The sequence below is a fragment of the Actinokineospora baliensis genome (genome assembly GCF_016907695.1).
Taxonomy (GTDB): domain Bacteria; phylum Actinomycetota; class Actinomycetes; order Mycobacteriales; family Pseudonocardiaceae; genus Actinokineospora; species Actinokineospora baliensis.
Genome location: NZ_JAFBCK010000001.1, coordinates 3323726 through 3348462 on the forward strand (window position 1 = coordinate 3323726; position 24737 = coordinate 3348462).

At 70.7% G+C, this 24737-nt stretch carries 25 protein-coding genes; 22 read left to right on the forward strand and 3 right to left on the reverse strand.

The genetic code is table 11. The features are described 5' to 3' along the window. The first annotated feature begins 17 nt into the window (after positions 1-17). The 8 genes from JOD54_RS15935 (at position 18) to JOD54_RS15970 (ending at position 8180) form a co-directional block, all read left to right on the forward strand. Positions 18-1361, forward strand: coding sequence for a replication-associated recombination protein A (locus tag JOD54_RS15935; RefSeq protein WP_204451282.1), 1344 nt, complete (start codon positions 18-20; stop codon positions 1359-1361). A 100-nt stretch (positions 1362-1461) separates the two neighbouring features. Beyond that, positions 1462-1875: a DUF948 domain-containing protein gene (locus tag JOD54_RS15940; RefSeq protein ID WP_204451283.1), complete on the forward strand. Its 414-nt coding sequence runs from the start codon at positions 1462-1464 to the stop codon at positions 1873-1875. Next, entirely contained in the window at positions 1872-2138 is a 267-nt protein-coding gene (locus JOD54_RS15945) for a hypothetical protein (protein ID WP_372440320.1), read from the forward strand. Before JOD54_RS15940 ends, JOD54_RS15945 begins: the two co-directional genes overlap by 4 nt. Positions 2139-2197: 59 nt before the next feature. Further along, a complete protein-coding gene (alaS, locus tag JOD54_RS15950) occupies positions 2198-4861 on the forward strand; it encodes an alanine--tRNA ligase (RefSeq protein WP_204451284.1) in 2664 nt (887 codons plus the stop codon). Next, a complete protein-coding gene (gene ruvX / locus JOD54_RS15955) occupies positions 4858-5352 on the forward strand; it encodes a Holliday junction resolvase RuvX (RefSeq protein WP_204451285.1) in 495 nt (164 codons plus the stop codon). Before alaS ends, ruvX begins: the two co-directional genes overlap by 4 nt. Next, positions 5349-6536 carry an endolytic transglycosylase MltG gene (gene mltG, locus JOD54_RS15960; RefSeq protein WP_204451286.1) on the forward strand — a complete coding sequence of 396 codons (1188 nt, stop codon included), beginning with the start codon at positions 5349-5351 and terminating at the stop codon, positions 6534-6536. The genes ruvX and mltG overlap by 4 nt, the downstream gene beginning before the upstream one ends. Then, a complete protein-coding gene (locus tag JOD54_RS15965; RefSeq protein WP_204451287.1) occupies positions 6523-7368 on the forward strand; it encodes a shikimate dehydrogenase in 846 nt (281 codons plus the stop codon). The genes mltG and JOD54_RS15965 overlap by 14 nt, the downstream gene beginning before the upstream one ends. A gap of 101 nt (positions 7369-7469) precedes the next feature. Beyond that, positions 7470-8180, forward strand: coding sequence for a prepilin peptidase (locus JOD54_RS15970; RefSeq protein WP_204451288.1), 711 nt, complete (start codon positions 7470-7472; stop codon positions 8178-8180). A gap of 9 nt (positions 8181-8189) precedes the next feature. Here JOD54_RS15970 and JOD54_RS15975 read toward each other — a convergent pair whose 3' ends face one another. Next, positions 8190-8750, reverse strand: a complete 561-nt coding sequence (locus tag JOD54_RS15975) for a hypothetical protein (protein ID WP_204451289.1) — start codon at positions 8748-8750, stop codon at positions 8190-8192. Between the two features lie 325 nt (positions 8751-9075). Between JOD54_RS15975 and aroC the strand changes: the two genes are divergently transcribed. Genes aroC through aroQ form a run of 4 tightly spaced genes read left to right on the forward strand, consistent with a single transcriptional unit; the run spans position 9076 to position 12342 of the window. After that, positions 9076-10266, forward strand: a complete 1191-nt coding sequence (aroC, locus tag JOD54_RS15980; protein WP_204451290.1) for a chorismate synthase — start codon at positions 9076-9078, stop codon at positions 10264-10266. Then, positions 10263-10799 carry a shikimate kinase gene (locus JOD54_RS15985; protein WP_204451291.1) on the forward strand — a complete coding sequence of 179 codons (537 nt, stop codon included), beginning with the start codon at positions 10263-10265 and terminating at the stop codon, positions 10797-10799. Before aroC ends, JOD54_RS15985 begins: the two co-directional genes overlap by 4 nt. After that, positions 10796-11905: a 3-dehydroquinate synthase gene (gene aroB / locus JOD54_RS15990; RefSeq protein WP_204451292.1), complete on the forward strand. Its 1110-nt coding sequence runs from the start codon at positions 10796-10798 to the stop codon at positions 11903-11905. Before JOD54_RS15985 ends, aroB begins: the two co-directional genes overlap by 4 nt. Next, positions 11902-12342 (forward strand): type II 3-dehydroquinate dehydratase, encoded by a 441-nt coding sequence (gene aroQ, locus JOD54_RS15995; protein ID WP_204451293.1) that lies wholly within the window; start codon positions 11902-11904, stop codon positions 12340-12342. Before aroB ends, aroQ begins: the two co-directional genes overlap by 4 nt. A gap of 55 nt (positions 12343-12397) precedes the next feature. On the opposite strand, the gene JOD54_RS16000 is transcribed toward aroQ, so the two are convergent. Next, a complete protein-coding gene (locus tag JOD54_RS16000) occupies positions 12398-12865 on the reverse strand; it encodes a B-4DMT family transporter (protein ID WP_204451294.1) in 468 nt (155 codons plus the stop codon). Between the two features lie 38 nt (positions 12866-12903). Here JOD54_RS16000 and JOD54_RS16005 point away from each other — a divergent pair, with 38 nt between their 5' ends. The 3 genes from JOD54_RS16005 to nusB are packed head-to-tail and all read left to right on the forward strand — an operon-like array spanning position 12904 to position 15020. Continuing rightward, positions 12904-13995, forward strand: a complete 1092-nt coding sequence (locus JOD54_RS16005; RefSeq protein ID WP_204451295.1) for a M24 family metallopeptidase — start codon at positions 12904-12906, stop codon at positions 13993-13995. Positions 13996-14035: 40 nt separating this feature from the next. Further along, on the forward strand, positions 14036-14599 hold the full coding sequence (gene efp / locus JOD54_RS16010) for an elongation factor P (RefSeq protein WP_204451296.1): 564 nt from the start codon (positions 14036-14038) through the stop codon (positions 14597-14599). Position 14600: 1 nt separating this feature from the next. Further along, a complete protein-coding gene (gene nusB / locus JOD54_RS16015) occupies positions 14601-15020 on the forward strand; it encodes a transcription antitermination factor NusB (RefSeq protein ID WP_204451297.1) in 420 nt (139 codons plus the stop codon). Positions 15021-15311: 291 nt separating this feature from the next. On the opposite strand, the gene bldD is transcribed toward nusB, so the two are convergent. Further along, the gene (gene bldD / locus JOD54_RS16020) at positions 15312-15800 is read right to left on the reverse strand and encodes a transcriptional regulator BldD (protein WP_018686187.1); all 489 of its coding nucleotides are present in this window, start codon (positions 15798-15800) and stop codon (positions 15312-15314) included. A gap of 253 nt (positions 15801-16053) precedes the next feature. Here bldD and pyrR point away from each other — a divergent pair, with 253 nt between their 5' ends. Genes pyrR through pyrF form a run of 7 tightly spaced genes read left to right on the forward strand, consistent with a single transcriptional unit; the run spans position 16054 to position 24728 of the window. Continuing rightward, positions 16054-16644, forward strand: a complete 591-nt coding sequence (pyrR, locus tag JOD54_RS16025; RefSeq protein WP_204451298.1) for a bifunctional pyr operon transcriptional regulator/uracil phosphoribosyltransferase PyrR — start codon at positions 16054-16056, stop codon at positions 16642-16644. After that, on the forward strand, positions 16641-17591 hold the full coding sequence (locus JOD54_RS16030) for an aspartate carbamoyltransferase catalytic subunit (RefSeq protein ID WP_204451299.1): 951 nt from the start codon (positions 16641-16643) through the stop codon (positions 17589-17591). Before pyrR ends, JOD54_RS16030 begins: the two co-directional genes overlap by 4 nt. Then, positions 17588-18871, forward strand: a complete 1284-nt coding sequence (locus JOD54_RS16035) for a dihydroorotase (protein WP_204451300.1) — start codon at positions 17588-17590, stop codon at positions 18869-18871. Before JOD54_RS16030 ends, JOD54_RS16035 begins: the two co-directional genes overlap by 4 nt. Further along, positions 18868-19443, forward strand: coding sequence for a PH-like domain-containing protein (locus JOD54_RS16040; protein WP_204451301.1), 576 nt, complete (start codon positions 18868-18870; stop codon positions 19441-19443). The genes JOD54_RS16035 and JOD54_RS16040 overlap by 4 nt, the downstream gene beginning before the upstream one ends. After that, complete coding sequence (gene carA / locus JOD54_RS16045; protein ID WP_204451302.1) at positions 19436-20566, forward strand: glutamine-hydrolyzing carbamoyl-phosphate synthase small subunit; 1131 nt, start codon at positions 19436-19438, stop codon at positions 20564-20566. The genes JOD54_RS16040 and carA overlap by 8 nt, the downstream gene beginning before the upstream one ends. Beyond that, positions 20566-23880, forward strand: coding sequence for a carbamoyl-phosphate synthase large subunit (gene carB, locus JOD54_RS16050; protein WP_204451303.1), 3315 nt, complete (start codon positions 20566-20568; stop codon positions 23878-23880). Before carA ends, carB begins: the two co-directional genes overlap by 1 nt. After that, a complete protein-coding gene (gene pyrF, locus JOD54_RS16055) occupies positions 23877-24728 on the forward strand; it encodes an orotidine-5'-phosphate decarboxylase (RefSeq protein ID WP_204451304.1) in 852 nt (283 codons plus the stop codon). The genes carB and pyrF overlap by 4 nt, the downstream gene beginning before the upstream one ends. Positions 24729-24737 lie beyond the last annotated feature (9 nt).

Genomic DNA, 24737 nt, shown 5'->3' on the forward strand with positions numbered 1-24737 from the left:
AGGTAGCGTCGACTCCTGTGGAACAGGAGTTCGATCTCTTCGGCGCCCCCGCCTCCAACGATGCTGTCCGCAGAGCGCAGGCCAACACCCCGCTAGCGGTCCGGATGCGTCCCGCCAGCCTCGACGAGGTTCTAGGCCAGGACCACCTCCTAGGCCCCGGCGCCCCACTACGCCGCCTAGTCGAAGGCGCCGCCCCAGCGTCGATCCTGCTCTATGGCCCACCCGGCACCGGTAAGACCACCCTCGCCACCCTCGTCTCCAGCGCTATTGGCCGTCGCTTTGTGGCCCTGTCCGCGCTCTCCGCAGGCGTCAAGGAAGTCCGCGCGGTCATCGAGGAGGCCCGCCGACGCCTTACGCACTCGGGGGAGTCGACGGTTCTATTCATTGATGAGGTGCACCGCTTCTCCCGCACGCAACAAGACGCACTCCTCGGCGCCGTAGAGGACCGCATCGTTCTCCTAGTGGCCGCTACCACCGAGAACCCGTTCTTCTCCGTCGTCTCCCCGCTGCTCTCTCGCTCGCTCGTCCTCCAACTCCAGCCTCTTACCGACGCAGACGTCCAAGCGCTGGTCCGGCGAGCAGTGGCCGACGAGCGTGGGCTCAACGCCAAGGTCACTCTCGACGACGACGCCGAAGCGCACATCGTGCGTCTAGCGGGGGGTGACGCTCGCAGGGCTCTTACCGCCCTCGAAGCCGCGGCCGACTCGGCTCTCGCCACCCGCGAAGGCTCTATAGACCTCGCCACGGTCGAGGCCACTGTCGACAAGGCCGCCGTGAGGTACGACCGTCAGGGCGACCAGCACTACGACGTCACCTCCGCGTTCATCAAATCCATCCGAGGCTCCGACGTCGACGCAGCTTTGCACTACCTCGCCCGCATGATCGAGGCAGGCGAGGACCCCCGGTTCATCGCGCGCCGCCTGGTCGTGCACGCCAGCGAAGACGTGGGCATGGCCGATCCGACCGCCCTCCAGGTCGCCGTCGCCGCGTCGCAGGCCGTCCAGCTGATCGGCATGCCTGAAGGCAGGCTCGCCCTGGCTCAGGCGACCATCCACCTGGCCACCGCGCCCAAGTCCAACGCCGTCTACACGGCCATCGACTCCGCGCTCGCCGACGTCCGCGCCGGGGGAGCCGGGCAGGTACCACCCCACCTGCGCGACGGCCACTACGCCGGGGCCAAGAAGCTCGGCAACGCCACCGGCTACCGCTACCCCCACGACGTCCCCGAAGGGGTGCTCAGCCAGCAGTACCCGCCGGACGACCTGCGCGGACGTGACTACTACGAGCCCACCCAGCGCGGCGCCGAACGGCACCTGGCCGACCGGGTACCCAAGCTGCGGCGGGTCATCAGGGACGAGTAACCGAGTCGCCCGACACCGCCTCGACCGCTCACACTGGTATGGGAACCGGCACGGTAGCCTGGCGCCGATCAATTCGTGGTCAGGCCAATGAGGAGGGCTCGTGACAGCAGGGCAGATCGCCGCGCTGGTGGCCGCAGGCGCGTTCGTACTGCTGGTAGTGCTGCTGGGCATCGTGCTCGCCAAGCTCGGCCGCACGCTCGACGAGGCCACCATCGCCATCCGCAAGGCCCACGAGAACAGCGACCCGCTGTTCACCGGCGCCAACACCACGCTCAACCACGTCAACACCCAGCTCGAGCGGGTCGACGGCATCACGGCCAACGCGCAGGCCGTCACGGGCAACGTCTCGGCGTTGACCTCGGTGTTCACCGCCACCCTCGGTGGTCCGTTGGTGAAGGTCGCCGCGTTGTCCTACGGCGTCAGCAAGGCCGTCCGCGCTCGGCGTAAGGCCAAGGGCGACGAAGGCAAGCACTCCCGCTCCGGCCGCCGCGCGCGTAAGGGAGCTCGGTCGTGATCCGCCGCGTCTTCTGGCTAGGCGTCGGGATCGCTGCTGGGGTCGCTCTGAGCCGTAAGGCGAAGCAGACCGCCCACGCCATCACCCCCGCGGGGATCGCGGGCAACCTCGGCGACGCCATGCACGAGCTCGCCGGGGCTATAGGCGCGTTCGGTGCCGACGTCCGCGCGGGCATGGTTGAGCGCGAGGAAGAGCTGTCCGACGCCGTTGAGCGCCGCTCCGGTGTCACACCCGGCGCGCGAGCGCGCAGGGCGAACGGCTGACCCAGGCCGTTCGCCGCGCCCAGCCCGCCGAACCCCTCGACCACTAGAGGACGACTCCAGTGCAGACCCACGAGATCTCCAGCCGTTTCCTGGACCACTTCAAGCGCAATGGCCACACCCAGGTGCCTAGCGCGTCGCTGATCCTCGAGGACCCGAACCTGCTGTTCGTCAACGCGGGCATGGTCCAGTTCAAGCCGTACTTCCTCGGCCAGGCCCCCGCGCCGTGGAACACCGCCACCAGCGTGCAGAAGTGCGTGCGCACCGGCGACATCGACGAGGTCGGCAAGACCACCCGCCACAACACGTTCTTCCAGATGGCGGGCAACTTCTCCTTCGGCGACTACTTCAAGGCCGGGGCCATCGAGTTCGCCTGGGACCTCATCACCAACAGCGTCGACAACGGCGGCTACGGGTTCGATCCGGACCGTCTGTGGGCGACTGTCTACAACGACGACGACGAGGCCTTCGACCTCTGGCGCAAGATCGCGGGTCTTCCCGAGGAGCGCATCCAGCGCCGCGACGGCAAGGACAACTACTGGGACATGGGCGTGCCCGGTCCCGGCGGGCCCTGCTCGGAGATCTACTACGACCGCGGCCCCGAGCACGGTCGCGACGGCGGGCCCGTCGCTGACGAGGACCGCTACCTGGAGATCTGGAACCTCGTCTTCATGCAGGACGAGCGCGGTGAGCTGAGCCCCAAGGAGGGCCACAAGCCGATCGGGTCCCTGCCGACCAAGAACATCGACACCGGCATGGGCATCGAGCGCGTCGCCACCCTGCTCCAGGGCGTCGAGAACGTCTACGAGACCGACCTGGTGCGGCCGGTCATCAGCAAGGCCGAGGAGATGTCGGGACGCCGCTACGGCTCCGGCAACGCCGTCGACGACGTTCGGTTCCGGGTCATCGCCGACCACGCCCGCAGCGGCATGATGCTCATCGGCGACGGCGTCACCCCCGGCAACGAGGCCCGCGGCTACGTCTTGCGCCGCTTGCTCCGCCGCATCGTCAGGTCCGTCCGCCTGCTGGGTGTGAACGAGCCCGTCTTGGGCGAATTCGCTGCGGTCGTGCGCGACACCATGTCGCCCTCTTACCCCGAACTGGCCAAGGACTTCCCGCGCATCGAGTCCGTGATGCGCAAGGAAGAGGAAACCTTCCTCGCCACGCTGGCCAGCGGTTCTAAGATCTTCGACCTCGCTGCGGAGCAGATCAAGGCGGACGGTCGCGCGCAGCTGCCCGGCGACAAGGCCTTCCAGTTGCACGACACCTACGGCTTCCCGATCGACCTAACGCTGGAGATGGCCGCCGAGAAGGGGCTGTCGGTCGACGAGGCTGGCTTCCGCGAGCTCATGGCCGAGCAGCGCGCCCGCGCGAAGGCCGACGCCGCTTCCCGTAAGACCGGCCACGGCGACCAGACGGTCTACCGCGACCTCTTGGCCCAGGGTCCGACCGAGTTCCTCGGCTACGAAACGCTGTCTGCTGAGGCCACCGTGCGCGGCCTGGTTCGCGAAGGCGTTCGCGTGCCTAGCGCGTCGGAAGGCGAGATCGTCGAGGTAGTCCTCGACCGCACCCCCCTGTACGCCGAGTCCGGTGGCCAGGAGAGCGACGCGGGCACCATCACCGGTCCCGGGGTGGAGCTAGAGGTCCTCGACGTGCAGAAGGTCGCCCGCAAGCTGTGGGTGCACCAGGTGCGCGTGCGTAGTGGCGAGATCGTCGAAGGCCAGAACGTCGAGGCTCTTGTGGACGCCGAGTGGCGCATCGGTGCGCGTCAGGGCCACTCCGGCACGCACGTAGTGCACGCCGCGCTGCGCGAGGTGCTTGGCCCGACCGCCCTGCAGAGCGGCTCTTACAACAAGCCCGGCTACTTGCGTCTTGACTTCGCCTGGGGCAACGCCCTGTCGGCGGAGACGCGTAGTGAGATCGAAGAGGTCTCTAACCTCGCCGTGCGTAAGGACCTCCCGGTTCGCGTTGTATACACCGATATGGGCGGCGCGCAGGACCTGGGCGCGGTGGCCCTCTTCGGCGAGACCTACGACGAGACCGTTCGCGTAGTCGAGATCGGCGGCCCTTGGTCACGCGAGCTGTGCGGTGGCACGCACGTCGAGCACTCGTCGCAGATTGGCCCGATCACGCTGCTCGGCGAGTCCTCCGTGGGCTCCGGTAGCCGCCGCCTTGAGGCCTACGTAGGCATGGACGCCATGCGCTTCTTGGCCAAGGAGCGCGCTCTTGTCCAGAACCTCGCCGCGATGCTGAAGGTGCCCAACGACGAGGTGCCCGCTCGCGTCGAAGCACTGGTAGACCGCCTGCGCAACGCGGAGAAGGAGCTGGAGAAGCTGCGCGCCGGCCAGCTCTTGTCCGCCGCGGGCGACCTCGCCGGTAAGGCCGAAGAGGTCAACGGGACCGCTCTTGTCGCGCTGAAGGTCCTCGACGGCGTAGGCGGCAACGACCTCCGGTCGCTCGCGACCGAGGTCCGCAACCGCCTCGGTTCGCGATCCGGCGTCGTCGCCTTGTTCTCCACGGATGGCGACAAGGTGAACTTCGTGGTGGCCACTACCTCGGCCGCCCGCGACGCGGGGATCGCCGCGGGCAAGCTCGTCCCGTCGTTCTCCTCGGCCATCGAGGGGCGCGGCGGCGGCAAGCCGGACATGGCCCAGGGTGGCGGTGCCAACGCGAACGGTGTCGACGAGGCGGTGAACGCCCTGCGCAGGGCGTTGGCCGGGTCGTGAACCCCAAACCCGATCGGCCGGGAGCCGACGACCCGGGGCGTGGCCGCAGGCTCGCCGTGGACGTCGGCTCCGTCCGCGTCGGCGTCGCCGTGAGCGATCCGACTCCCATCTTGGCCTCCCCGCTCGTTACGCTGTCCCGCGACGAGCGGTCGGGCAGTGACCTCGACCGGCTCACCGAGCTCGTCACCGAGCACGAGGTGGTCGAAGTGGTGGTCGGTTTGCCCAGGACGCTCGCCGCGCGGCACGGTGCGGCCGCGGAGGCCGCGCGCGCCTACGCGGACGCCCTCGCCGCCCGGGTCGCCCCGGTGCCGGTCCGGCTCGCCGACGAGCGGCTGACCACCGTGACGGCGACCAGGATGCTCAGCGACCGGGGAGTCAAGGGCAAGCGGCAGCGGGCGGTAGTCGACCAGGCCGCCGCTGTGGCGATCCTGCAGTCGTGGCTCGACGAACGCTCGGCAGCGCTCGCACGATCTGCGGAGGCGGACTCATGACCGACGATCTCGACTTCTTCGAGGAACGGGCGGACGACACCGCCAAGCGCAAGCCGCGCCGCGACCGCAGGCGCGTCAAGCTCGCGGTGTTCGGCCTGGTCGTGCTCGCCATCATCGGCGGCGGCGTCTGGTTCGGCCTACGCACCCTCGCGGGGATCGGCGACTACGACGACTACGCGGGCGCGGGCGAGACCGACGTCGTCGTCGAGGTCAAGGGTGGCGACAGCACAGGTGTCATCGCCAACCGCCTTAAAGACGACGGCGTTGTCGCTAGCGCGCGTGCCTTCACCGAGGCGGCCGAGTCCGAGTCCAAGGTCCGTTCCATCCAGCCGGGCTACTACGTCATGCGCACCAAGGTGTCCGGTGCCGACGCCGTCGCTAAGATCGTCGACCCCGCCTCGCGGGTCGGGAACCTCCAGATCAAGGCGGGCACCCAGTTCGACGACGTGACCAATGGCGCGAACGTGACACCGGGTGTGTACTCCCTGTTGTCGAAGGCGTCGTGCGCGCAGCTCAACGGCAAAAGCACATGTGTGCCCGTCGAGGAACTACGCAAGGTCGTGGAAACAGCTGATCTGACCACTCTTGGCGTGCCTGACTGGGCAGTGCCGGACGCGTCGAAGTCCCCAGAGCCCAAGCGCAAGCTCGAAGGTCTGATCATGCCGGACGTCTACGAGGTCCGGCCGGGCTCCACCGCCGAGGAGCTCTGGAAGAAGCTGATCGCCGACTCCTCCGCGGTGCTGCAGAGCGTCGGCATGCCCACGTTGGCCGACGCGACAGGCTTCACCCCGTACCAGCTGCTGGTGATGGGATCGCTGGTCCAGCGAGAGGCCATCGCCGCCGACTTCTCCAAGGTCTCCCGAGTCACCTACAACCGCCTCGCGAAGACCATGAAGCTGGAGTACGACTCGACGGTCAACTACGTCCTCGACCGGCCCGCGATCCGCACCAGGCCCGAGGACCGAGCCAAGTCGGGGCCGTACAACACCTACGCGAACACCGGTTTACCCCCCACCCCGATCGCGGCAGTGAGCCGGGAGGCCATAGAGGCCGCGGCCAAGCCCGCGGACGGAACCTGGGTGTTCTTCGTGCGCTGCCAGAAGGACGGCACGTCGTGCTTCGCGAACACGCTCGAGGAGCACAACGAGAACATCGCATTGGCGCAGCGCAATGAGGCCTACTGACGTTCGAAAGGCCGCCGTTCTCGGCTCGCCTGTCGCACACTCCCTGTCACCGGTTCTGCACGGGGCGGCTTTCGAGGCCCTAGGTTTGCCGTGGACCTACGAACGCCTGGAGTGCGATGAAGCGCGCCTGCCGGGGCTTGTGGCCGGGTTGGGCGACGAATGGGTCGGCTTCTCGGTGACCATGCCCGGCAAGCGTGCCGCGTTGTCCTTCGCCTCTAGTGCCACCCCACGCGCTATAGCGGTCGGCGCCGCGAACACTCTCGTCCGCGACGGCGACGGTTGGCTTGCCGACTGCACAGACGTCGATGGCGTAGTGGGGGCGTTGCGTGCCTCTGGGTTCGCTGGCGGGCCTCTTGGCGTCATCTTGGGGGCGGGTGGGACCGCGTGCGCCGCTCTGGCGGCCTTCGTAGACCTAGGCATCACCTCGGCTGTCGTTGTAGTCCGGGACCTCGCCAGAGCGGCCGACGCAGTCGAGTCCGCCGAGCGGCTCGGACTTTCGCTGGAGCTCGCCCGCTTGGCCGACACCGACTTCGCCGCCCTGGCTTCCTCGGCCGCGGTCTTGGTGAACACCGTCCCGCCCGCCGCGACCGAGCCGCTGACCGCGGCCTTGGCGCGCGCCCCCCACCTCCTCGACGTCATCTACCACCCGTGGCCGACCCCCTTGGCCACGGCGGTCACCGACGCCGGGGGAGTGGTCGCGACCGGCCTCGACATGCTGCTGCACCAGGCATTCGGCCAGTTCACCCACTTCACCGGCCGCGAAGCCCCGCGCCAGGCGATGCGGGACGCCCTGTTCTCGGCGACCGGCGGGATCCTCCCGTTGCCGCTATAACGCTATTCTCGAATTCTGTCAAAAAGTTGTCCCCACCGTATTGAGCGACTGCCGGATCGGCTCCTTTCTCGCTACCTTGGAAAGCGAGAAAGGAGCACATCATGTCAATCCACTCCCCGGTCAGACTTCTCATCGCGCCCGGCGGATCGCCGCCAACACGCCTTGCCGCTGCTGCGCTCTGCCTACCACTGATCGCGTTCCCCGCCGCGGTAATGCCGTCCCTGGGCGCTGCCGCCGGTTACCTGGCCGGTTCCGCCATACGCCGACTGGTGCCGCAGTACGACGTGCCACCCCGGTGGTATGAGATCCCCACGGCCTGCCTCTGGTCCGTGGTCGCCGTCGCCTGGCAAGCCGGTGCTCTTCCCTGGTGGTGGACCCCCGCAATCGCTTTCCTGGCCTGGCTGCTCGTCCCCCTGACCATCATCGACCTCCACCACCGACGACTCCCCGACCGGCTCACTCTGCCCGCTGCCCCCCTCAGCCTCGCCCTACTCACCTTCGCCGCAGCGGCTTCCGATGCCAACCTGCTCCTCGACGCCCTCTTAGGCGCGATAGCGCTTACCGCCTTCTATGGCCTAGTTAGAGTCGCGAACCCTGAAGCTATAGGCCTGGGCGACGTCAAGCTGGCGCCAACCCTGGGTCTCTTCCTGGGAGTCGGCGGACCCAATCTCATCCTCTTAGGCCCTCTTATCGCGTCTTCTCTGACCCTGGTTCTGCATTGTGTCCGGCACCCCAGTTGGCGAAACCGCATTCCCTATGGGCCTGGACTGCTTGTCAGCACCTTCGCCCTCGCCCTACCGGCTTTCGCCTAAGCCTCGGTATCAGCGGTGGACCGGTACCAGGTTGGTGAGGGGGTTGATCCAGGGGACGCGGTCGACGTCGGCGGGGTTGGTGAAGACCAGCACGCATTCGTCGAGCCTGGCGATGGACAGGGTGCCGTTCATGCGCTCCTGCACCTCGCCGGAGACCAAGGAAAGGGGAGTGCCACCGATGACCATGCGCAGTTCGGCGAGGAGTCCGGTCTCACCATCGGCGAGTACGACGACCTCGTCGACGTCGCCGACCGGGAGTTCGGGAAGGGGGCGTCTGCGGTAGATCCTGTCCTTGGGCTGGTACTCGAAGTGGGCTCCGGGCCACGGGAACAGGCCCCAGCCCTCGTCTGCTTGGTAGTCACTGATGCTCAGCGCGTCGCCGTGGTCGAGGTTGGCTTGGAGCCCGTTCATCTGCAGGAAGGGCACCTCTGGGTCGTCGAACTGCGGGCCGAGGCCCTGGAAGTCTTCGCGCAGGGCGAGCTCTTCCCCGACCCACGACTCGATTCGCCTGCCGCGCAGTGCCGCGAACTCCCTAGCCCGCTCGACTTCCCACGGTCTCAGTGTCGTCATCGGCGCAGTATCACCGCGGCACGATCCCCGACGCGATCGCATTTGACGATCACCGGCGAAGGCGGGTGGAGTCCTCTTCGGACCTCGCGGCACGGGAGGTCGGCGGAGGTGCCCGGGGTGCTGACTCGGTGAGTACCCGTGCGGGTGTTGGTTGTCGAACGCGCCGATGGTGGTCGCGGTGTCGAGGCGAGTGGCGGGGCGGTCGAACTACCGGGCGGACAAGGTGTTTCGAGGAGCGAACGCGGGGGGAGTGGGCGGTCTCACGTGGAGGTTGGGCGATTGGCCGGACGCGAGGTGAAGGGGGTGTCATGACAGGATCTGGGATGTGCTGCGTTGGATAACCGCTGGAGAGTCACACGGGCCCGCGCTGGTCGCCGTGCTGGAAGGCATGGTGGCGGGCGTGGAGGTCACCACGAGCGACCTCGCGGGGCAGTTGGCCCGCCGCAGGTTGGGGTTCGGGCGGAGCCCGCGGATGGGCTTCGAGACCGACGAGTTCGAGATCCTGGGTGGGGTCCGGCACGGGCTCACCCAGGGCGGGCCGATCGCGGTGCGGATCGACAACGCCGAGTGGCCCAAGTGGGAGAAGGTCATGGCGGCCGATCCCGTGGACCCGGCCGAGCTGGCCGAGCTCGGGCGCAACGAGCCGCTGACCCGGCCGCGGCCGGGGCACGCCGACCTGCCGGGGATGCAGAAGTACGACTTCGACGAGGCCCGGCCGGTGCTCGAGCGGGCCAGCGCCCGGGAGACCGCCGGGCGGACCGCCCTGGGCACCGTGGCGCGGGCGTTCCTGCGGCAGCTGCTGGGGGTCGAGGTGGTCAGCCACGTCATCTCCATCGGCAAGGCGGTGGCCCCGGACGGGCCCGCGCCGGGGCCGGGCGACCTCGCCGCCGTGGACGAGAGCCCGGTGCGGGCGTTCAGCCAGGCGGGGACCGACGCCATGGTCGCCGAGGTGGAGGCGGTCAAGAAGGCCGGGGACACCGTCGGCGGGGTCATCGAGGTGATCGCCTACGGGCTGCCGCCGGGGCTGGGGTCGCACGTGCACTGGGACCGCAGGCTCGACGCGCGGCTGGCGGGCGCCCTGATGGGCGTGCAGGCCATGAAGGGCGTCGAGATCGGCGACGGCTTCACCACCGCCCAGCGGTGGGGCAGCGAAGCGCACGACGAGATCGACCGGGCCGAGGGCACCGTCACCGGTGTCACCCGGCGCACCAACCGAGCGGGCGGACTGGAAGGGGGGATCACCAACGGTGAGCCGCTGCGGGTGCGGGTCGCCATGAAGCCGATCTCCACCGTCCCCCGCGCCCTGTCCACAGTGGACGTCGTGACCGGTGAGCCCGCCGTGGCCATCCACCAGCGCTCCGACGTGTGCGCGGTGCCCAGGGCCGGGGTGGTCCTGGAGTCCGTGGTGGCGCTCGTGCTGGCCGAGGCGGCGCTGGAGAAGTTCGGCGGGGACTCGCTGGGCGAGAGCAAGCGCAACGTCGAGGGCTACCTCGAAGCGCTGCGCGGGCGCTGGTGAGCCCGGTCGCGGTGGTCGTCGGGCCGCCGGGGGCGGGGAAGACGACCATCGGCGAGGGGCTGGCCGCCGCGTTGGGGGTGGGCTTCCGCGACACCGACGCCGACGTCGAGGCGGGGGCGGGCAAGCCGATCACGGACATCTTCACCCAGGACGGCGAGCCCGTCTTCCGGGCCGCTGAGGCGGCCGCTGTGGCGACCGCGCTGGTCGAGCACGACGGCGTCCTCGCGCTCGGCGGTGGGGCGATCCTGGCCGACGCCACGCGGGCGCTGCTGGTCGGGCACACCGTGGTCTTCCTCAACGTCGGCATGGCGGAGGGGGTGCGGCGTTCCGGGCTGTCCGCCGCGCGTCCGCTGCTGGCCGGGGTCAACCCGAGGGCCACCTTCAAGCTGCTGCTCGACCAGCGGCTGCCGCTCTACCGGGAGGTGGCCACCCTCGAGGTGCCCACCGACGACGGCACGCCAGAGGACATCATCGCCAACCTGGTCGCGGCCCTGGGCGCGCGGACCGGGACGACCCCGGAGGGGGAGCAGTGAGCCAGCAGCCGTGGCGGATCCGGGTGGCCACCGCGCAGCCGTACGACGTGATCATCGGGACCGGGCTGCTCGGTGAGCTGGTCGAGGCGGTGCGCGGGGCGTCCAAGGTCGCCGTCATCCACACCGCGACCCTCGCCGCGACGGCGACCGCGACCCGCGACGAACTGGCCGCGGCCGGGGTCGACGCGCACACGGTGGAGATCCCCGACGCCGAGGACGGCAAGGCGCTGTCGGTGGCGGCGTTCTGCTGGGAGGTCCTCGGGCGGATGGGGATGGACCGGCAGGGTGCCGTCGTCGCCATCGGCGGTGGCGCGGTCACCGACCTCGCCGGGTTCGTCGCCGCCACCTGGATGCGCGGCATCCGGCTGGTCAACGTGCCGACCACGCTGCTGGGCATGGTCGACGCCGCGGTGGGCGGCAAGACCGGGATCAACACCGACGCCGGGAAGAACCTGGTCGGCGCGATTCACGAGCCCTCCGCCGTCCTTGTCGACCTCGCCACGCTCACGACCCTGCCGCGCAACGAGCTCGTCGCCGGGATGGCCGAGGTCATCAAGGGCGGGTTCATCGCCGACCCGGTGATCCTCGACCTCATCGAGGCCGACCCCGCCGCCGCGCTCGACCCGACCGGGGCGGTGCTGCCGGAACTGGTTCGGCGCAAGATCCAGGTCAAGGCCGACGTCGTCGCCTCCGACCTGCGCGAAGCCAGCCTGCGCGAGGTGCTCAACTACGGGCACACCCTCGCCCACGCCATCGAGCGCCGCGAGCGGTACCGGTGGCGCCACGGGGCCGCGGTCAGCGTCGGGCTGGTCTTCGCCGCGGAGCTCGCCCGGCTGGCCGGGCGGCTCGACGACGCGACCGCCGACCGGCACCGGTCGATCCTCACCGCGGTGGGACTGCCGGTCAGCTACGACGCCGACGCCCTGCCGCAGCTGATCGAGGGCATGCTGGGGGACAAGAAGACCAAGTCCGGCGTGCTGCGGTTCGTGGTCCTCGACGGTCTCGCCAAGCCTGCCAGGCTGGAGGGGCCCGACCCGGCCCTGCTCGCCGCCGCCTACTCCGCCGTCGCCACCGACGGCGGCCGGACCGGAGGTGTCCTGCTGTGAAGGTCCTCGTGCTCAACGGCCCCAACCTGGGCAGGCTCGGCCTGCGCGAACCCGAGGTCTACGGCAGCACCACGCACGCCCAGCTCGCCGACCGGTGCGTGCGGGTCGGGGCCGAGCTCGGCCTCGACGTCGAGGTCCGCCAGACCGACCACGAGGGCGAGATGATCGGCTGGCTGCACGAGGCCGCCGACGCGGGCCACCCCGTGGTCCTCAACGGCGCCGCCTGGACGCACTACTCCATCGCCGTGCGCGACGCGGTGTCGCAGCTGACCGCGCCGCTGGTCGAGGTGCACATCTCCAACGTGCACAAGCGCGAGGACTTCCGGCACCACAGCTACATCTCCGCCCTCGCCGCGGGCGTCATCATCGGCCTGGGCATCGACGGCTACTTCCTCGCCCTGCGCTGGATCGCCGACAACACCATCCGCAACGCCTGACCCGGGGACACGCCCGTGGGGGTGTCTGGGAAGTTCTCGTTTGGCCGTACCGCGACTACTCCGTTCGGGCTCGGCGCGGCCGCGGCGAGGGCTTCGGAGTCGACGCCACCGGCGGGCTGTCGGGCTCCTGTGCGCGCTTGTCCAGGCGCGGGCCGACAACGAGGCCCACGGCCGCGGGGACCAGGACCAACAGGGCCGTGAAGGCCGCGCCGCCGGTCAACGCCTGCCCCAGCGCGCTGGATCCGGTCTGGTCGACGAACAGGCCCCGGCCGACCACGCCGAGCACCGCCGATCCCCAGCCCGCGACCAGGGCAGCGAACACCCAGGTCCGCCCCCGGTCCAGCAGGCCGAGCCACCCGTCCACCGCCGCCCACACCGCCGCCACGGCGACCAGGACACCCAGCGCCAGGGCCTCCAGCGCCGTCCAGCCGGTCGGGTCCGTGGCCTTGAGAGCGGCGACGGTCACCGCCGCGGCCGCGTGCACCGCGGCGAGGGCGGCGCCTCGGGTCAGCCAGGTTCGCATCACCCAAGGGTAGGCGGCGGCGCTCTAAGCTCAAGGTCATGTCCGACCCGCACGAGCGGCGACGCGCCGCGTTGCGCAGCACCCTGCGCGACCGCGGCCTCACCGCCCTCCTCATCGGTGACCTGCGCAACCTGCGCTACCTCACCGGGTTCACCGGCTCCAACGGAGCCCTCCTCGTCCACGCCGACGGCGACGACCGCACGGTCTTCTGCACCGACGGGCGCTACCAGGAGCAGTCCGCCGAGCAGGTGCCCGGCCTGGAGCGGCTCATCGACCGCGCCAGCGCCGGTGCGCTGGCCGCTCGGGCCGCCGCCGACCGGATGGCGGTGGTCGGCTTCGAGAGCCAGCACGTCACCGTCGACGGCCTCGAAGCGCTGCGCCACGCCGCCGAGGGGGTGGAGCTGGTCCGGGCGCCGCTGTTGGTCGAGGCGCTGCGGTTGGTCAAGGACGACACCGAGGTCGAGGCGCTGCGGCAGGCGTGTGCGATCGGTGACGCCGCGCTCGCCGAGTTGATCTCCGAAGGCGGCGTCCGGCCGGGTCGCACCGAGCGGGAAGTGGCCCGTGACCTGGAGGATCGCATGCGCGATCACGGTGCGGCCGCCCCCGCGTTCGACACGATCGTCGCAACCGGCGCGCACTCGGCGATCCCGCACCACCGACCCACGGACGGGGTCCTCCGAACAGGTGACTTCGTCAAGCTCGACTTCGGCGCCCAACTGCACGGCTACCACTCCGACATGACCCGCACCCTCGTCCTGGGCACCCCGGCCGACTGGCAGCGCGAGATCTACGACCTGGTGGCCGAAGCCCAGTCCGCCGGGACCGCCGCCCTCCTGCCGGGAACCCCGGTGTCCGCTGTGGACGCAGCAGCGCGGCAGGTCATCGAGGACGCGGGCCGGGGCGCGCAATTCCTGCACGGCCTCGGGCACGGTGTCGGCCTGCAGATCCATGAGGCACCGAGCCTGGCGAAATCCGGCGAAGGTACACTTTCGGCCGCAATGGCGGTCACCGTCGAGCCGGGTGTGTACCTGTCCGGGCTCGGTGGCGTCCGCATCGAGGACACGCTCATCGTGCGGGACACCCAGCCCGAGCTCCTCACGCAGACCACCAAGCAACTCATGGTCGTCTAGACCGGCGGACGGCCACGCGCGGACAACAGGAGATCCTCCAGTGGCCTCGACCAACGACCTGAAGAACGGCCTGGTGCTCAACCTCGAGGGCCAGCTGTGGACCGTCACCGAGTTCCAGCACGTCAAGCCGGGCAAGGGCCCCGCGTTCGTGCGGACCAAGCTCAAGCACGTGCTCTCCGGCAAGGTCGTCGACAAGACGTTCAACGCGGGCGTCAAGGTCGAGACCGCCACCGTGGACCGCCGCGAGATGACCTACCTGTACAACGACGGCGCCGAGTACTACTTCATGGACGGCGACACCTTCGAGCAGATCGGCATCAGCTCCGAGGTCGTCGCCGAGCAGGCGAAGTTCCTGCTGGAGAACGGCACCGCGGTGGTCTCCTCGCACGAGGGCGCGCCGCTGTTCATCGAGCTGCCGACCTCGGTGGAGCTGGTCATCGAGCACACCGACCCCGGCCTGCAGGGCGACCGCTCCACCGGCGGCACCAAGCCGGCGCGGCTGGAGACCGGTGCCGAGATCCAGGTGCCGCTGTTCGTCACCACCGGCGAGAAGGTCAAGGTCGACACGCGCGACGGCCGCTACCTCGGCCGCGTCAACAGCTGACGTGGGCGCACGCAGCAAAGCACGCAAGCGGGCGGTGGACCTGCTGTTCGAGGCCGCCGTGCGCGGGGAGGACCCGGTCAGCCTGCTGGCCGACCGGGTCGGCTCACCCGATGTCCCCCCGGTCAACGACTACACGGTGACCCTGGTCGAGGGCGTGACCGCGCACCGGGCCCGGATCGACGAACTGCTCACCGAGCACGCCGAGGGCTGGTCGCTCAACCGCATGCCCGCCGTCGACCTGGCCGTACTGCGCCTGGGCCTCTACGAACTCCTGTGGGCCCAAGACGTCCCCGACGCCGTCGCCATCGACGAGGCCGTCCAACTGGCCAAGTCCCTGTCCACCGACGATTCCCCCCGCTTCGTCAACGGCGTCCTCGGCCGCATCGGCGGCATCGCCGACCGCCTCCGCGCCACCCTCTGACCAGTCCCCGCCCCCGCCCTGCTCCGCCAACCCCACTCTTTCCGGAGACCGCCCCCGCCGGACACCAGCCCCCCACCACACCACGGGGGGCGTCCCCGAGGCCAGTCTACCGGGGTGGTGGGGGCGGGTGGGGGTGTGCGAAAAGTGGTGGATGGGGCGGGGGGTTGTGGATAACCGCGAGCTGGGGGAACGCGGGGGCGGGCACGAAAAACACCCGACCGAGCAGTATCCCCGTCTGCGCGGTCGGGTGTTGGCCTGGGCGGGAGTCCAGGCGGCAAGGGGGAGGGCGGGTTAGTCCTCCTTGGAGGGGCGCGCCTCGGGGGGCAGCACGCCCCAGTCGATCAGCTGCTCGGTGAGCTCGCCGGGGGTCATGTCGTAGATGATCGCCAGGGAGCGCAGGTCCTCGGTGCGGATCGACAGCACCTTGCCGTTGTAGTCGCCGCGCTGGCTCTGGATGGTCGCGGCGTAGCGGGCCAGCGGGCCGACCTTCTCCGCGGGCAGCTGCTGCAGCCGCTCCAGGTTGATCACGATCTTGGTGGCGGGCTCGGCACCGGAGGGGACCCGGCCCTCGGGGAGGAGTTCCACCACCGGCACGCCGTAGAAGTCGGCCAGCTCGGCGAGCTTCTGGACGGTGACGGCGCGGTCTCCCCGCTCGTACGAGCCGACCACGACGGCCTTCCAGCGGCCACCGGACTTCTGCTCGACGCCGTGCAACGACAGCCCCTGCTGCTGGCGGATGGCGCGGAGCTTGGCCCCTAGCGCCTTGGCGTAGTCGCCCATGCGGCGGTTCTCCATTCGTTCGCCCCGTCGGCGCTAAGAACTGCCGCGGGTAGCTTCAAATCAACACGCAGAGTAATGGTTACCCAGAGTTGTCACCAGGTCAAGCCGGTTCGCCAAGGACACAGTTCCCACCCCGCCCCGACCACCCGGTCAGTGGCCGAAGTCATGCTGGTACGGTCGGGGCGATCCCAGGTCAGAGGGGTCGCTAGACACCTTTAACGACCCGTCCCGTGAGGCGGGGAAGGAGTCCCCCGTGCCGCCACGGCCCCGTGGCGCGCCGGAACCGGCCGAGCGGCGCGAGCTGCTCTCCGCCGGTGACGTCGCGCGCACCATCGCCCGAATGGCCCATCAGGTCATCGAGAAGACCTCGCTCGGCGCGTCCGGCGCCCGGCCGGTCGTGTTGCTCGGGATCCCCACCAGGGGCGCGCCGCTGGCCACCAGGCTGGCCACCAGGATCGCCGACTTCAGCGAGGTCCAGGTCCCCGTCGGCACCCTCGACGTGACCCTCTACCGCGACGACCTGCGCCGCAAGCCGACCCGCCCGCTCGGGCAGACCGCGCTGCCGCCGGGCGGCATCGAGGACGCCCTGGTCATCCTGGTCGACGACGTCCTGTTCTCCGGTCGCACCATCCGCGCCGCGCTCGACGCGCTGCGCGACGTGGGCCGCCCGCGCGCGGTGCAGCTGGCCGTGCTGGTCGACCGCGGTCACCGCGAACTGCCCATCCGCGCCGACTACGTGGGCAAGAACGTGCCCACCGCGCGCTCCGAGGAGGTCCACGCCCTGTTCACCGAGACCGATGGCCGCGACGCGGTCCTGCTGCACCGGACCGGTGAGGGCGCGTGAAGCACCTGCTGGGCACCGAGGGCCTGGACCCGGCGACCGCGCTGGCGATCCTCGACACCGCAGACGGCCTCAAGCGCACGCTGCTGGGCCGCGAGGTCAAGAAGCTGCCCACCCTGCGCGGCCGGACCGTGATCACCTGCTTCTACGAGGACTCCACCCGCACCAGGGTCTCCTTCGAGATCGCCGGGAAGTGGATGAGCGCCGATGTGGTGAACGTCTCCGCCGGTAGTTCTTCGGCGAAGAAGGGCGAGTCCCTGCGCGACACCGCGTTGACGTTGGCCGCCGCGGGCGCCGACTGCGTCGTGGTGCGCCACCCCGCCTCCGGTGCCGCGCACCGGCTGGCGTCCTGGCTCGCGCACACCAACACCAGCGTCGTGAACGCGGGCGACGGCACCCACGAGCACCCGACGCAGGCGCTGCTGGACATGGCCACCCTGCGCGAGCGGCTCGGCAGCGTCGAAGGCCGCCGGATCGCGGTCGTCGGCGACGTCCTGCACAGCCGGGTCGCGCGGTCCAACGTGCACCTGCTCACCTCGTTCGGTGCCGACGTCGTGCTGGTCGCCCCGCCGACGTTGCTGCCGACCGGTGTGGCCGACTGGCCGGTGGGCTCCGCCGGGTCGCTGCGCGTGTCGCACCACCTCGACGCCGAACTGCCCACGGCCGACGCGGTGATGATGCTGCGCGTGCAGGCCGAGCGGATGCACGGCGGGTTCTTCCCGTCGGCCCGCGAGTACTCGATCGCCTACGGCCTCAGCGAGGCGCGCGCGGCGATGCTGCCCGACCACGCGGTGGTGCTGCACCCGGGTCCGATGCTGCGCGGCATGGAGATCTCCGCCGCCGTGGCCGACTCGCCGCGCGCCGCGATCACCCAGCAGGTCGCCAACGGCGTGCACGTGCGCATGGCGGTCCTGTACCACCTGCTGGCCGGAGAGGAGGACGCCGCGTGAGCACCTTCATCGTCAAGGGCGCGCGCCCGTACGGCGAGGACGCCGTCGACATCGAGGTCACCGACGGTGTGATCACCGCGATCGGCCAGGGCCTGACCGGGGACGAGACGGTCGACGCCGCGGGCCTCGTGGCGCTGCCCGGTTTCGTCGACCTGCACACCCACCTGCGCGAACCGGGCCGCGAGGACACCGAGACCATCGAGACCGGCTCCCGCGCGGCCGCCCTCGGTGGCTACACGGCGGTGTTCGCCATGGCCAACACCGACCCGGTCGCCGACAACGCCGTGGTCGTCGAGCACGTGTGGCGCCGCGGCCAGGAGATCGGGCTGGTCGACGTGCACCCGGTCGGCGCGGTGACCGTGGGTCTCAAGGGCGAGAAGCTCGCCGAGTTGGGCACCATGGCGCGTTCCACCGCCCGGGTCCGGCTGTTCTCCGACGACGGACTGTGCGTGGCGGATCCGCTGATCATGCGCCGGGCGCTGGAGTACACCAAGGCGCTGGACGCGGTGATCGCCCAGCACGCCGAGGAACCCCGGCTGACCGTCGGCGCCCAGGCGCACGAGGGCGACCTGGCCGCGCGGTTGGGCCTGGCGGGGTGGCCGTCGGTCGCCGAGGAGGCCATCGTCGCCCGCGACTGCCTGCTGGCCAAGCACGTCGGCGCCCGGCTGCACGTCTGCCACGTCTCCACCGAGGGCACAGCCGACGTGCTGCGGTGGGCGAAGGCGCGCGGCACCAGGGTCTCCGCGGAGGTCACCCCGCACCACCTGCTGCTCGACGACGAGCGGCTGAACACCTATGACCCGGTCAACAAGGTCAACCCGCCGCTGCGCACGACCACTGACGCGGCGGCGCTGCGCCAGGCGTTGGCCGACGGCACGGTCGACTGCGTCGCCACCGACCACGCCCCGCACGCGGCCCAGGACAAGGACTGCGAGTGGTCTGCGGCGCGCCCCGGCATGCTCGGGCTGCAGACGGCGCTGTCCATCGTGGTGGCGACCATGGTCGAGCCTGGTCTGCTGGACTGGCGCGGCGTCGCGCGGGTGATGAGCGAGCGGCCCGCCGAGATCGCCGGGCTGACCGACCAGGGTCGTCCGATCGCGGTGGGGGAGCCCGCCACGTTCACCTTGGTCGACCCGGCCGCGCGCTGGACGGTGCGCGGCGCGGAGTTGGCCAGCATCGCCGCGAACACGCCCTACGAGGGCATGGAGTTGCCGGGCGCGGTCGTGGCCACCTTCCTGCGCGGCAAGCTGACCGCGCGCGACGGGAAGGCCACGGCGTGAACCGGTTCACCCTGACCCTGCTGTTCCTCGCGGTGCTCGCGTTGCTGGTCCTGCTGATGTGGTGGGGCTACCGCAACCGGGCCCGCAGGCAGGCCAAGGTCCTCCCACCGTTCCCCGTCGCGCCCGCCGCCCTCGTCACCGCCATCGGTGAGGGCACGGCCGTGACGCTGCTGCCGCCCAGCACCGGCGTCTACGCGAGCACGGTCACCACCGCCAGCTGGCAGGACCGGGTCGCCGTCGGTGACATCGGCTACCGCGCCGACGCCACCGCGTACCTGGTCACCGACGGTCTCCTGATCGACCGCGTCGGTGCCACCCCCGTGTGGGTCCCCGCCACCTCGGTCCGCGAGGCGCGCACCGAGGCCGGGATCGCCGGGAAGGTCATGGGCGGCGACGGGCTGCTCGTCGTGCGCTGGGCGGTCGACGGCCACGAGTTCGACACCGGCTTCCGGGCCGACGACAAAGACGACTACGACCGGTGGGTGCCCGCTCTGCGCGCGCTGACGTCCAGCAGGACGGGCACCGCCGGGTTGACCCCCACCGACGCACCGGAGGTACGAGACGGTGAGTGAGACGAGCACACGGACCGCGGCCGCGTTGGTCCTCGAAGACGGCAGGGTGTTCCGCGGCGAGGCGTTCGGCGCCGCCGGGACCACCTTCGGCGAGATCGTCTTCTGCACCGCGATGACCGGGTACCAGGAGACCTTGACCGACCCCTCCTACCACCGCCAGATCGTGGTGGCGACCGCCCCGCAGATCGGCAACACCGGCTGGAACGACGAGGACGACGAGTCCGGCCGCATCTGGGTGTCCGGCTACGTCGTGCGCGACCCGGCCCGCGTCCCCTCCAACTGGCGCGCCACCCGCTCCCTCGACGACGCCCTCGTCGACCAGGGCGTCGTGGGCATCAGCGGCATCGACACCCGCTCGTTGACCCGGCACCTGCGCGAGCGCGGTGCCATGCGCGCGGGCGTGTTCTCCGGCGGCGACGTCGCTGCCCCCGAGGCGATGCTGCAGCGCGTGCTGGAGAGCCCGCGCATGCTCGGCGCCGAACTCGCCAGCGAGGTCAGCACCGACAAGACCTACGTCGTGCCCGCTGTGGGCGAGCGTCGTTTCCGCGTGGCCGCGTTGGACCTGGGCATCAAGTCCAACACGCCTCGCATGCTCGCTGCGCGCGGCATCGAGACACATGTGCTGCCCGCGAAGAGCACTCTCGACGACCTCTTGGCCATAGAGGCAGACGGCGTGTTCCTCTCCAACGGTCCCGGCGACCCGGCCACCGCCGACCACGCGGTCGCGCTCACCCAGGGCATCCTGGAGCGCCGCATCCCGCTGTTCGGCATCTGCTTCGGCAACCAGATCTTGGGCCGCGCGCTGGGTCTGGGCACCTACAAGCTGCGGTACGGCCACCGCGGCATCAACATCCCCGTCATCGATGTGGCCACCGGCACAGTCGCCATCACCGCGCAGAACCACGGGTTCGCGCTGGAAGGCGAGCCCGGCAAGGACTTCGACACCCCGTACGGCAAGGCCACCGTCAGCCACTACTGCCCCAACGACGGCTGCGTCGAAGGCGTGCGAGCCCTTGAGGCGCCCGCCTTCTCCGTGCAGTACCACCCCGAGGCCGCCGCGGGCCCGCACGACGCCGCGAACCTCTTCGACCAGTTCGTGACCCTGATGGAGGGCGGCAAGTAATGCCCAAGCGCGAGGACATCAAGCACGTGCTGGTGATCGGGTCCGGCCCGATCGTCATCGGCCAGGCCTGCGAGTTCGACTACTCCGGCACCCAGGCCTGCCGGGTGCTGCGCGAGGAGGGCCTGCGGGTCAGCCTGGTCAACTCCAACCCGGCGACGATCATGACCGACCCGGAGTTCGCCGACGCCACCTACATCGAGCCGATCACCCCGGACTTCGTCGAGAAGGTCATCGCGGCCGAGCGGCCGGACGCCATCCTGGCCACCCTCGGCGGCCAGACCGCGCTCAACACCGCCGTCGCGCTGCACGAGCGCGGCGTGCTGGAGAAGTACAACGTCGAGCTGATCGGCGCCGACATCGACGCCATCCAGCGCGGCGAGGACCGGCAGAAGTTCAAGGACATCGTCGCCGACATCGGCGGCGAGACCCCGCGCAGCCGGGTCTGCCACTCCATGGACGAGGTCCGCGAGACCGTCGCCGAGCTCGGCCTGCCGGTGGTCATCCGGCCCTCGTTCACCATGGGCGGCCTCGGCTCCGGCATGGCCTACACCGCCGACGAGCTCGAGCGGCTGGCCTCCTCCGGTCTGGCCGAGAGCCCGGTCACCGAGGTGCTCATCGAGGAGAGCGTGCTCGGCTGGAAGGAGTACGAGCTCGAGCTGATGCGCGACAAGAACGACAACGTCGTGGTCATCTGCTCGATCGAGAACATCGACCCGATGGGTGTGCACACCGGCGACTCGGTGACCGTCGCGCCCGCGATGACCCTGACCGACCGCGAGTTCCAGCACATGCGCGACGTGGGCATCGACGTGCTGCGCGCGGTCGGCGTCGACACCGGCGGCTGCAACATCCAGTTCGCGATCAACCCGGCGACCGGCCGGATGGTCGTGATCGAGATGAACCCCCGGGTGTCGCGCTCGAGCGCGCTGGCCTCCAAGGCCACCGGCTTCCCGATCGCCAAGATCGCCGCCAAGCTGGCCATCGGCTACACCCTCGACGAGATCCGCAACGACATCACCGGCGAGACCCCGGCCAGCTTCGAGCCGTCGCTGGACTACGTCGTGGTGAAGGTGCCGCGGTTCGCCTTCGAGAAGTTCCCCGGCGCCGACCCCACGCTGACCACGACGATGAAGTCCGTCGGCGAGGCCATGTCCATCGGCCGCAACTTCGTCGAGGCGCTGGGCAAGGCGCTGCGCTCGATGGAGACCAAGGCCGCCGGGTTCTGGACCAGCCCCGACCCCGAGTCGGTGTCGCTGGAGGCGCTGCTGACCCAGCTGCGGCTCGGTCACGACGGCAGGCTCTACACCGTCGAGCGGGCGCTGCGGCTCGGTGCCTCCGTCGAGCAGGTGCACGAGGCCTCGGGCATCGACCCGTGGTTCCTCGACCAGATCGCGTTCCTGGTCGACCTGCGCGGCGAGCTGGAGACCGCGCCGGTGCTCGACGAGCCGCTGCTGCGCCGGGCCAAGCGCTGCGGGCTGTCCGACCGGCAGATCGCCGCGCTGCGCCCGGAACTGGCGGGCGAGGACGGCGTGCGCAGCCTGCGGCACCGCCTGGGCGTGCGGCCGGTGTTCAAGACCGTGGACACCTGTGCCGCCGAGTTCGCCGCGCACACCCCGTACCACTACTCGGCCTACGAGCTCGACCCGGACGCCGAGACCGAGGTGCTGCCGCAGACCGAGAAGCCCAAGGTGCTCATCCTCGGCTCCGGCCCCAACCGCATCGGGCAGGGCATCGAGTTCGACTACTCGTGCGTGCACGCGGCGATGGCGCTGCGCGCGGCCGGGTACGAGACGGTGATGGTCAACTGCAACCCGGAGACCGTCTCCACCGACTACGACACCTCCGACCGCCTCTACTTCGAGCCGCTGACCTTCGAGGACGTGCTCGAGGTCGTGCACGCCGAGCAGACCTCCGGCACCGTCGCGGGCGTGATCGTGCAGCTCGGTGGGCAGACCCCGCTCGGGTTGGCGCGGCGGCTGGCCGGGGTCGGCGTGCCGATCGTGGGCACCCCGCCGGAGGCCATCCACCTGGCCGAGGACCGCGGCGCGTTCGGTGAGGTGCTGACCAACGCCGGGCTCCCCGCGCCGAAGTACGGCACCGCCACCTCCTTCGTCGGTGCCAAGCGGATCGCCGACGAGATCGGCTACCCGGTGCTCGTCCGCCCCTCTTACGTGCTCGGCGGGCGCGGCATGGAGATCGTCTACGACGAGCAGACCCTGGCCGGGTACATCAAGCGCGCCACCGAGGTCAGCCCGGAGCACCCGGTGCTGGTCGACCGGTTCCTCGACGACGCCATCGAGATCGACGTCGACGCGCTGTGCGACGGCACCGAGGTCTACCTCGGCGGGGTCATGGAGCACATCGAGGAGGCCGGGATCCACTCCGGCGACTCGTCCTGCGCGCTGCCGCCGATCACCCTGGGTCGCACCGACCTGGAGGCCGTGCGCCGCTCCACCGAGGCCATCGCGTTCGGCGTCGGCGTGCGCGGCCTGCTCAACGTGCAGTACGCGCTCAAGGACGACGTGCTCTACGTGCTGGAGGCCAACCCGCGCGCCAGCCGGACCGTGCCGTTCGTGTCCAAGGCCACCGCGGCCCCGCTGGCGAAGGCCGCGGCGCGGATCATGCTCGGCGCGACCATCGCCGACCTGCGCGCCGAGGGCATGCTCCCGGCCACCGGTGACGGCGCCGAGCTGCCCGCGGGTGCGCCGGTCGCGGTCAAGGAGGCGGTGCTGCCGTTCCACCGCTTCCGCACCCCGGAGGGGCAGGGCGTCGACTCGCTGCTCGGCCCGGAGATGAAGTCCACAGGCGAGGTCATGGGTATCGACGCCTCCTTCGGCAAGGCGTTCGCCAAGTCCCAGACCGCCTCTTACGGCTCCCTGCCCACCTCGGGCCGGGTGTTCGTGTCGGTGGCGAACCGGGACAAGCGGGCGATGGTGTTCCCGGTGAAGCGCTTGGCGGACTTCGGGTTCGAGGTGCTGGCCACCTCGGGCACCGCGGAGGTGCTGCGCCGCAACGGGATCCCGTGCACCGTGGTGCGCAAGCACTTCGAGGGCGACAACAACATCGTCGACCTCATCCGCGAGGGTGCCGTCGAGATGGTCATCAACACCCCGTACGGCAACCACGGCCCACGGGTGGACGGCTACGAGATCCGCACGGCGGCCGTCTCCCGCGACATCCCCTGCATCACCACGATCCAGGGTGCCGCCGCGGCCGTGCACGGCATCGAGGCGCTGATCCGCGACGACATCGGGGTGCGGCCGCTGCAGGCGCTGCAGGCCGCGCTGCGGGCCGACTGGGACAAGTCCCGGTGACTCGGGCGCCGTTCGGGACCCGGCTGACCGAGGCCGTCGCCGCCCGCGGGTCGCTGTGCGTGGGCATCGACCCGCACCCCGGTCTGCTCGACCAGTGGGGCCTGCCCCGCGACGCGAGCGGCCTGGAGCGGTTCGCGCTGACCTGCGTGGAGGCGTTCGCGGGCGACATCTCGGTGATCAAGCCGCAGTCGGCGTTCTTCGAGTCGTACGGCTCGCGCGGGGTCGCCGTGCTGGAGCGCGTCATCGCCGAGGTCCAGTCCGCGGGCGCGCTGGTGCTGCTCGACGTCAAGCGCGGCGACATCGGCTCGACCATGGCCGCCTACGCCCAGGCGTACCTGGCCGACGGCTCGCCGCTGGCCGCGGACGCGGTGACCGTTTCGCCCTACCTCGGGTTCGGCTCGCTCGACCCGGCCGTCGAGGAGGCCGAGCGCACCGGGCGCGGCCTGTTCGTGCTCGCGCTGACCTCCAACCCCGAGGGCGTGGGCGTGCAGCGCGCTGTCGGGGCCGACGGGGTGAGCGTGGCCCAGTCGATCGTCGACCAGGCCGCCGCCCGCAACGCCGCCCAGCGCGCCGCCACCGGCGCCCCGCTCGGCTCCCTGGGGCTCGTGGTGGGCGCCACCGTGGGCAGCACGGGTCTGGACCTTTCCGAGCTCGGTGGGCCGGTCCTGGCCCCCGGGCTGGGTGCTCAGGGCGCCGGTGCGGCCGAGTTGGCCGAGGTGTTCGGCCCGACCCTGCCGCACGTGCTGCCCGCCAGCGCCCGCGACGTCCTGCGGCACGGTCCCGACGCCGCCGCGCTGCGCACCGCCGCGCTGCGGGTACGCGACGAACTGGCGGCCGCCGCGCGCTAGCACAACCCC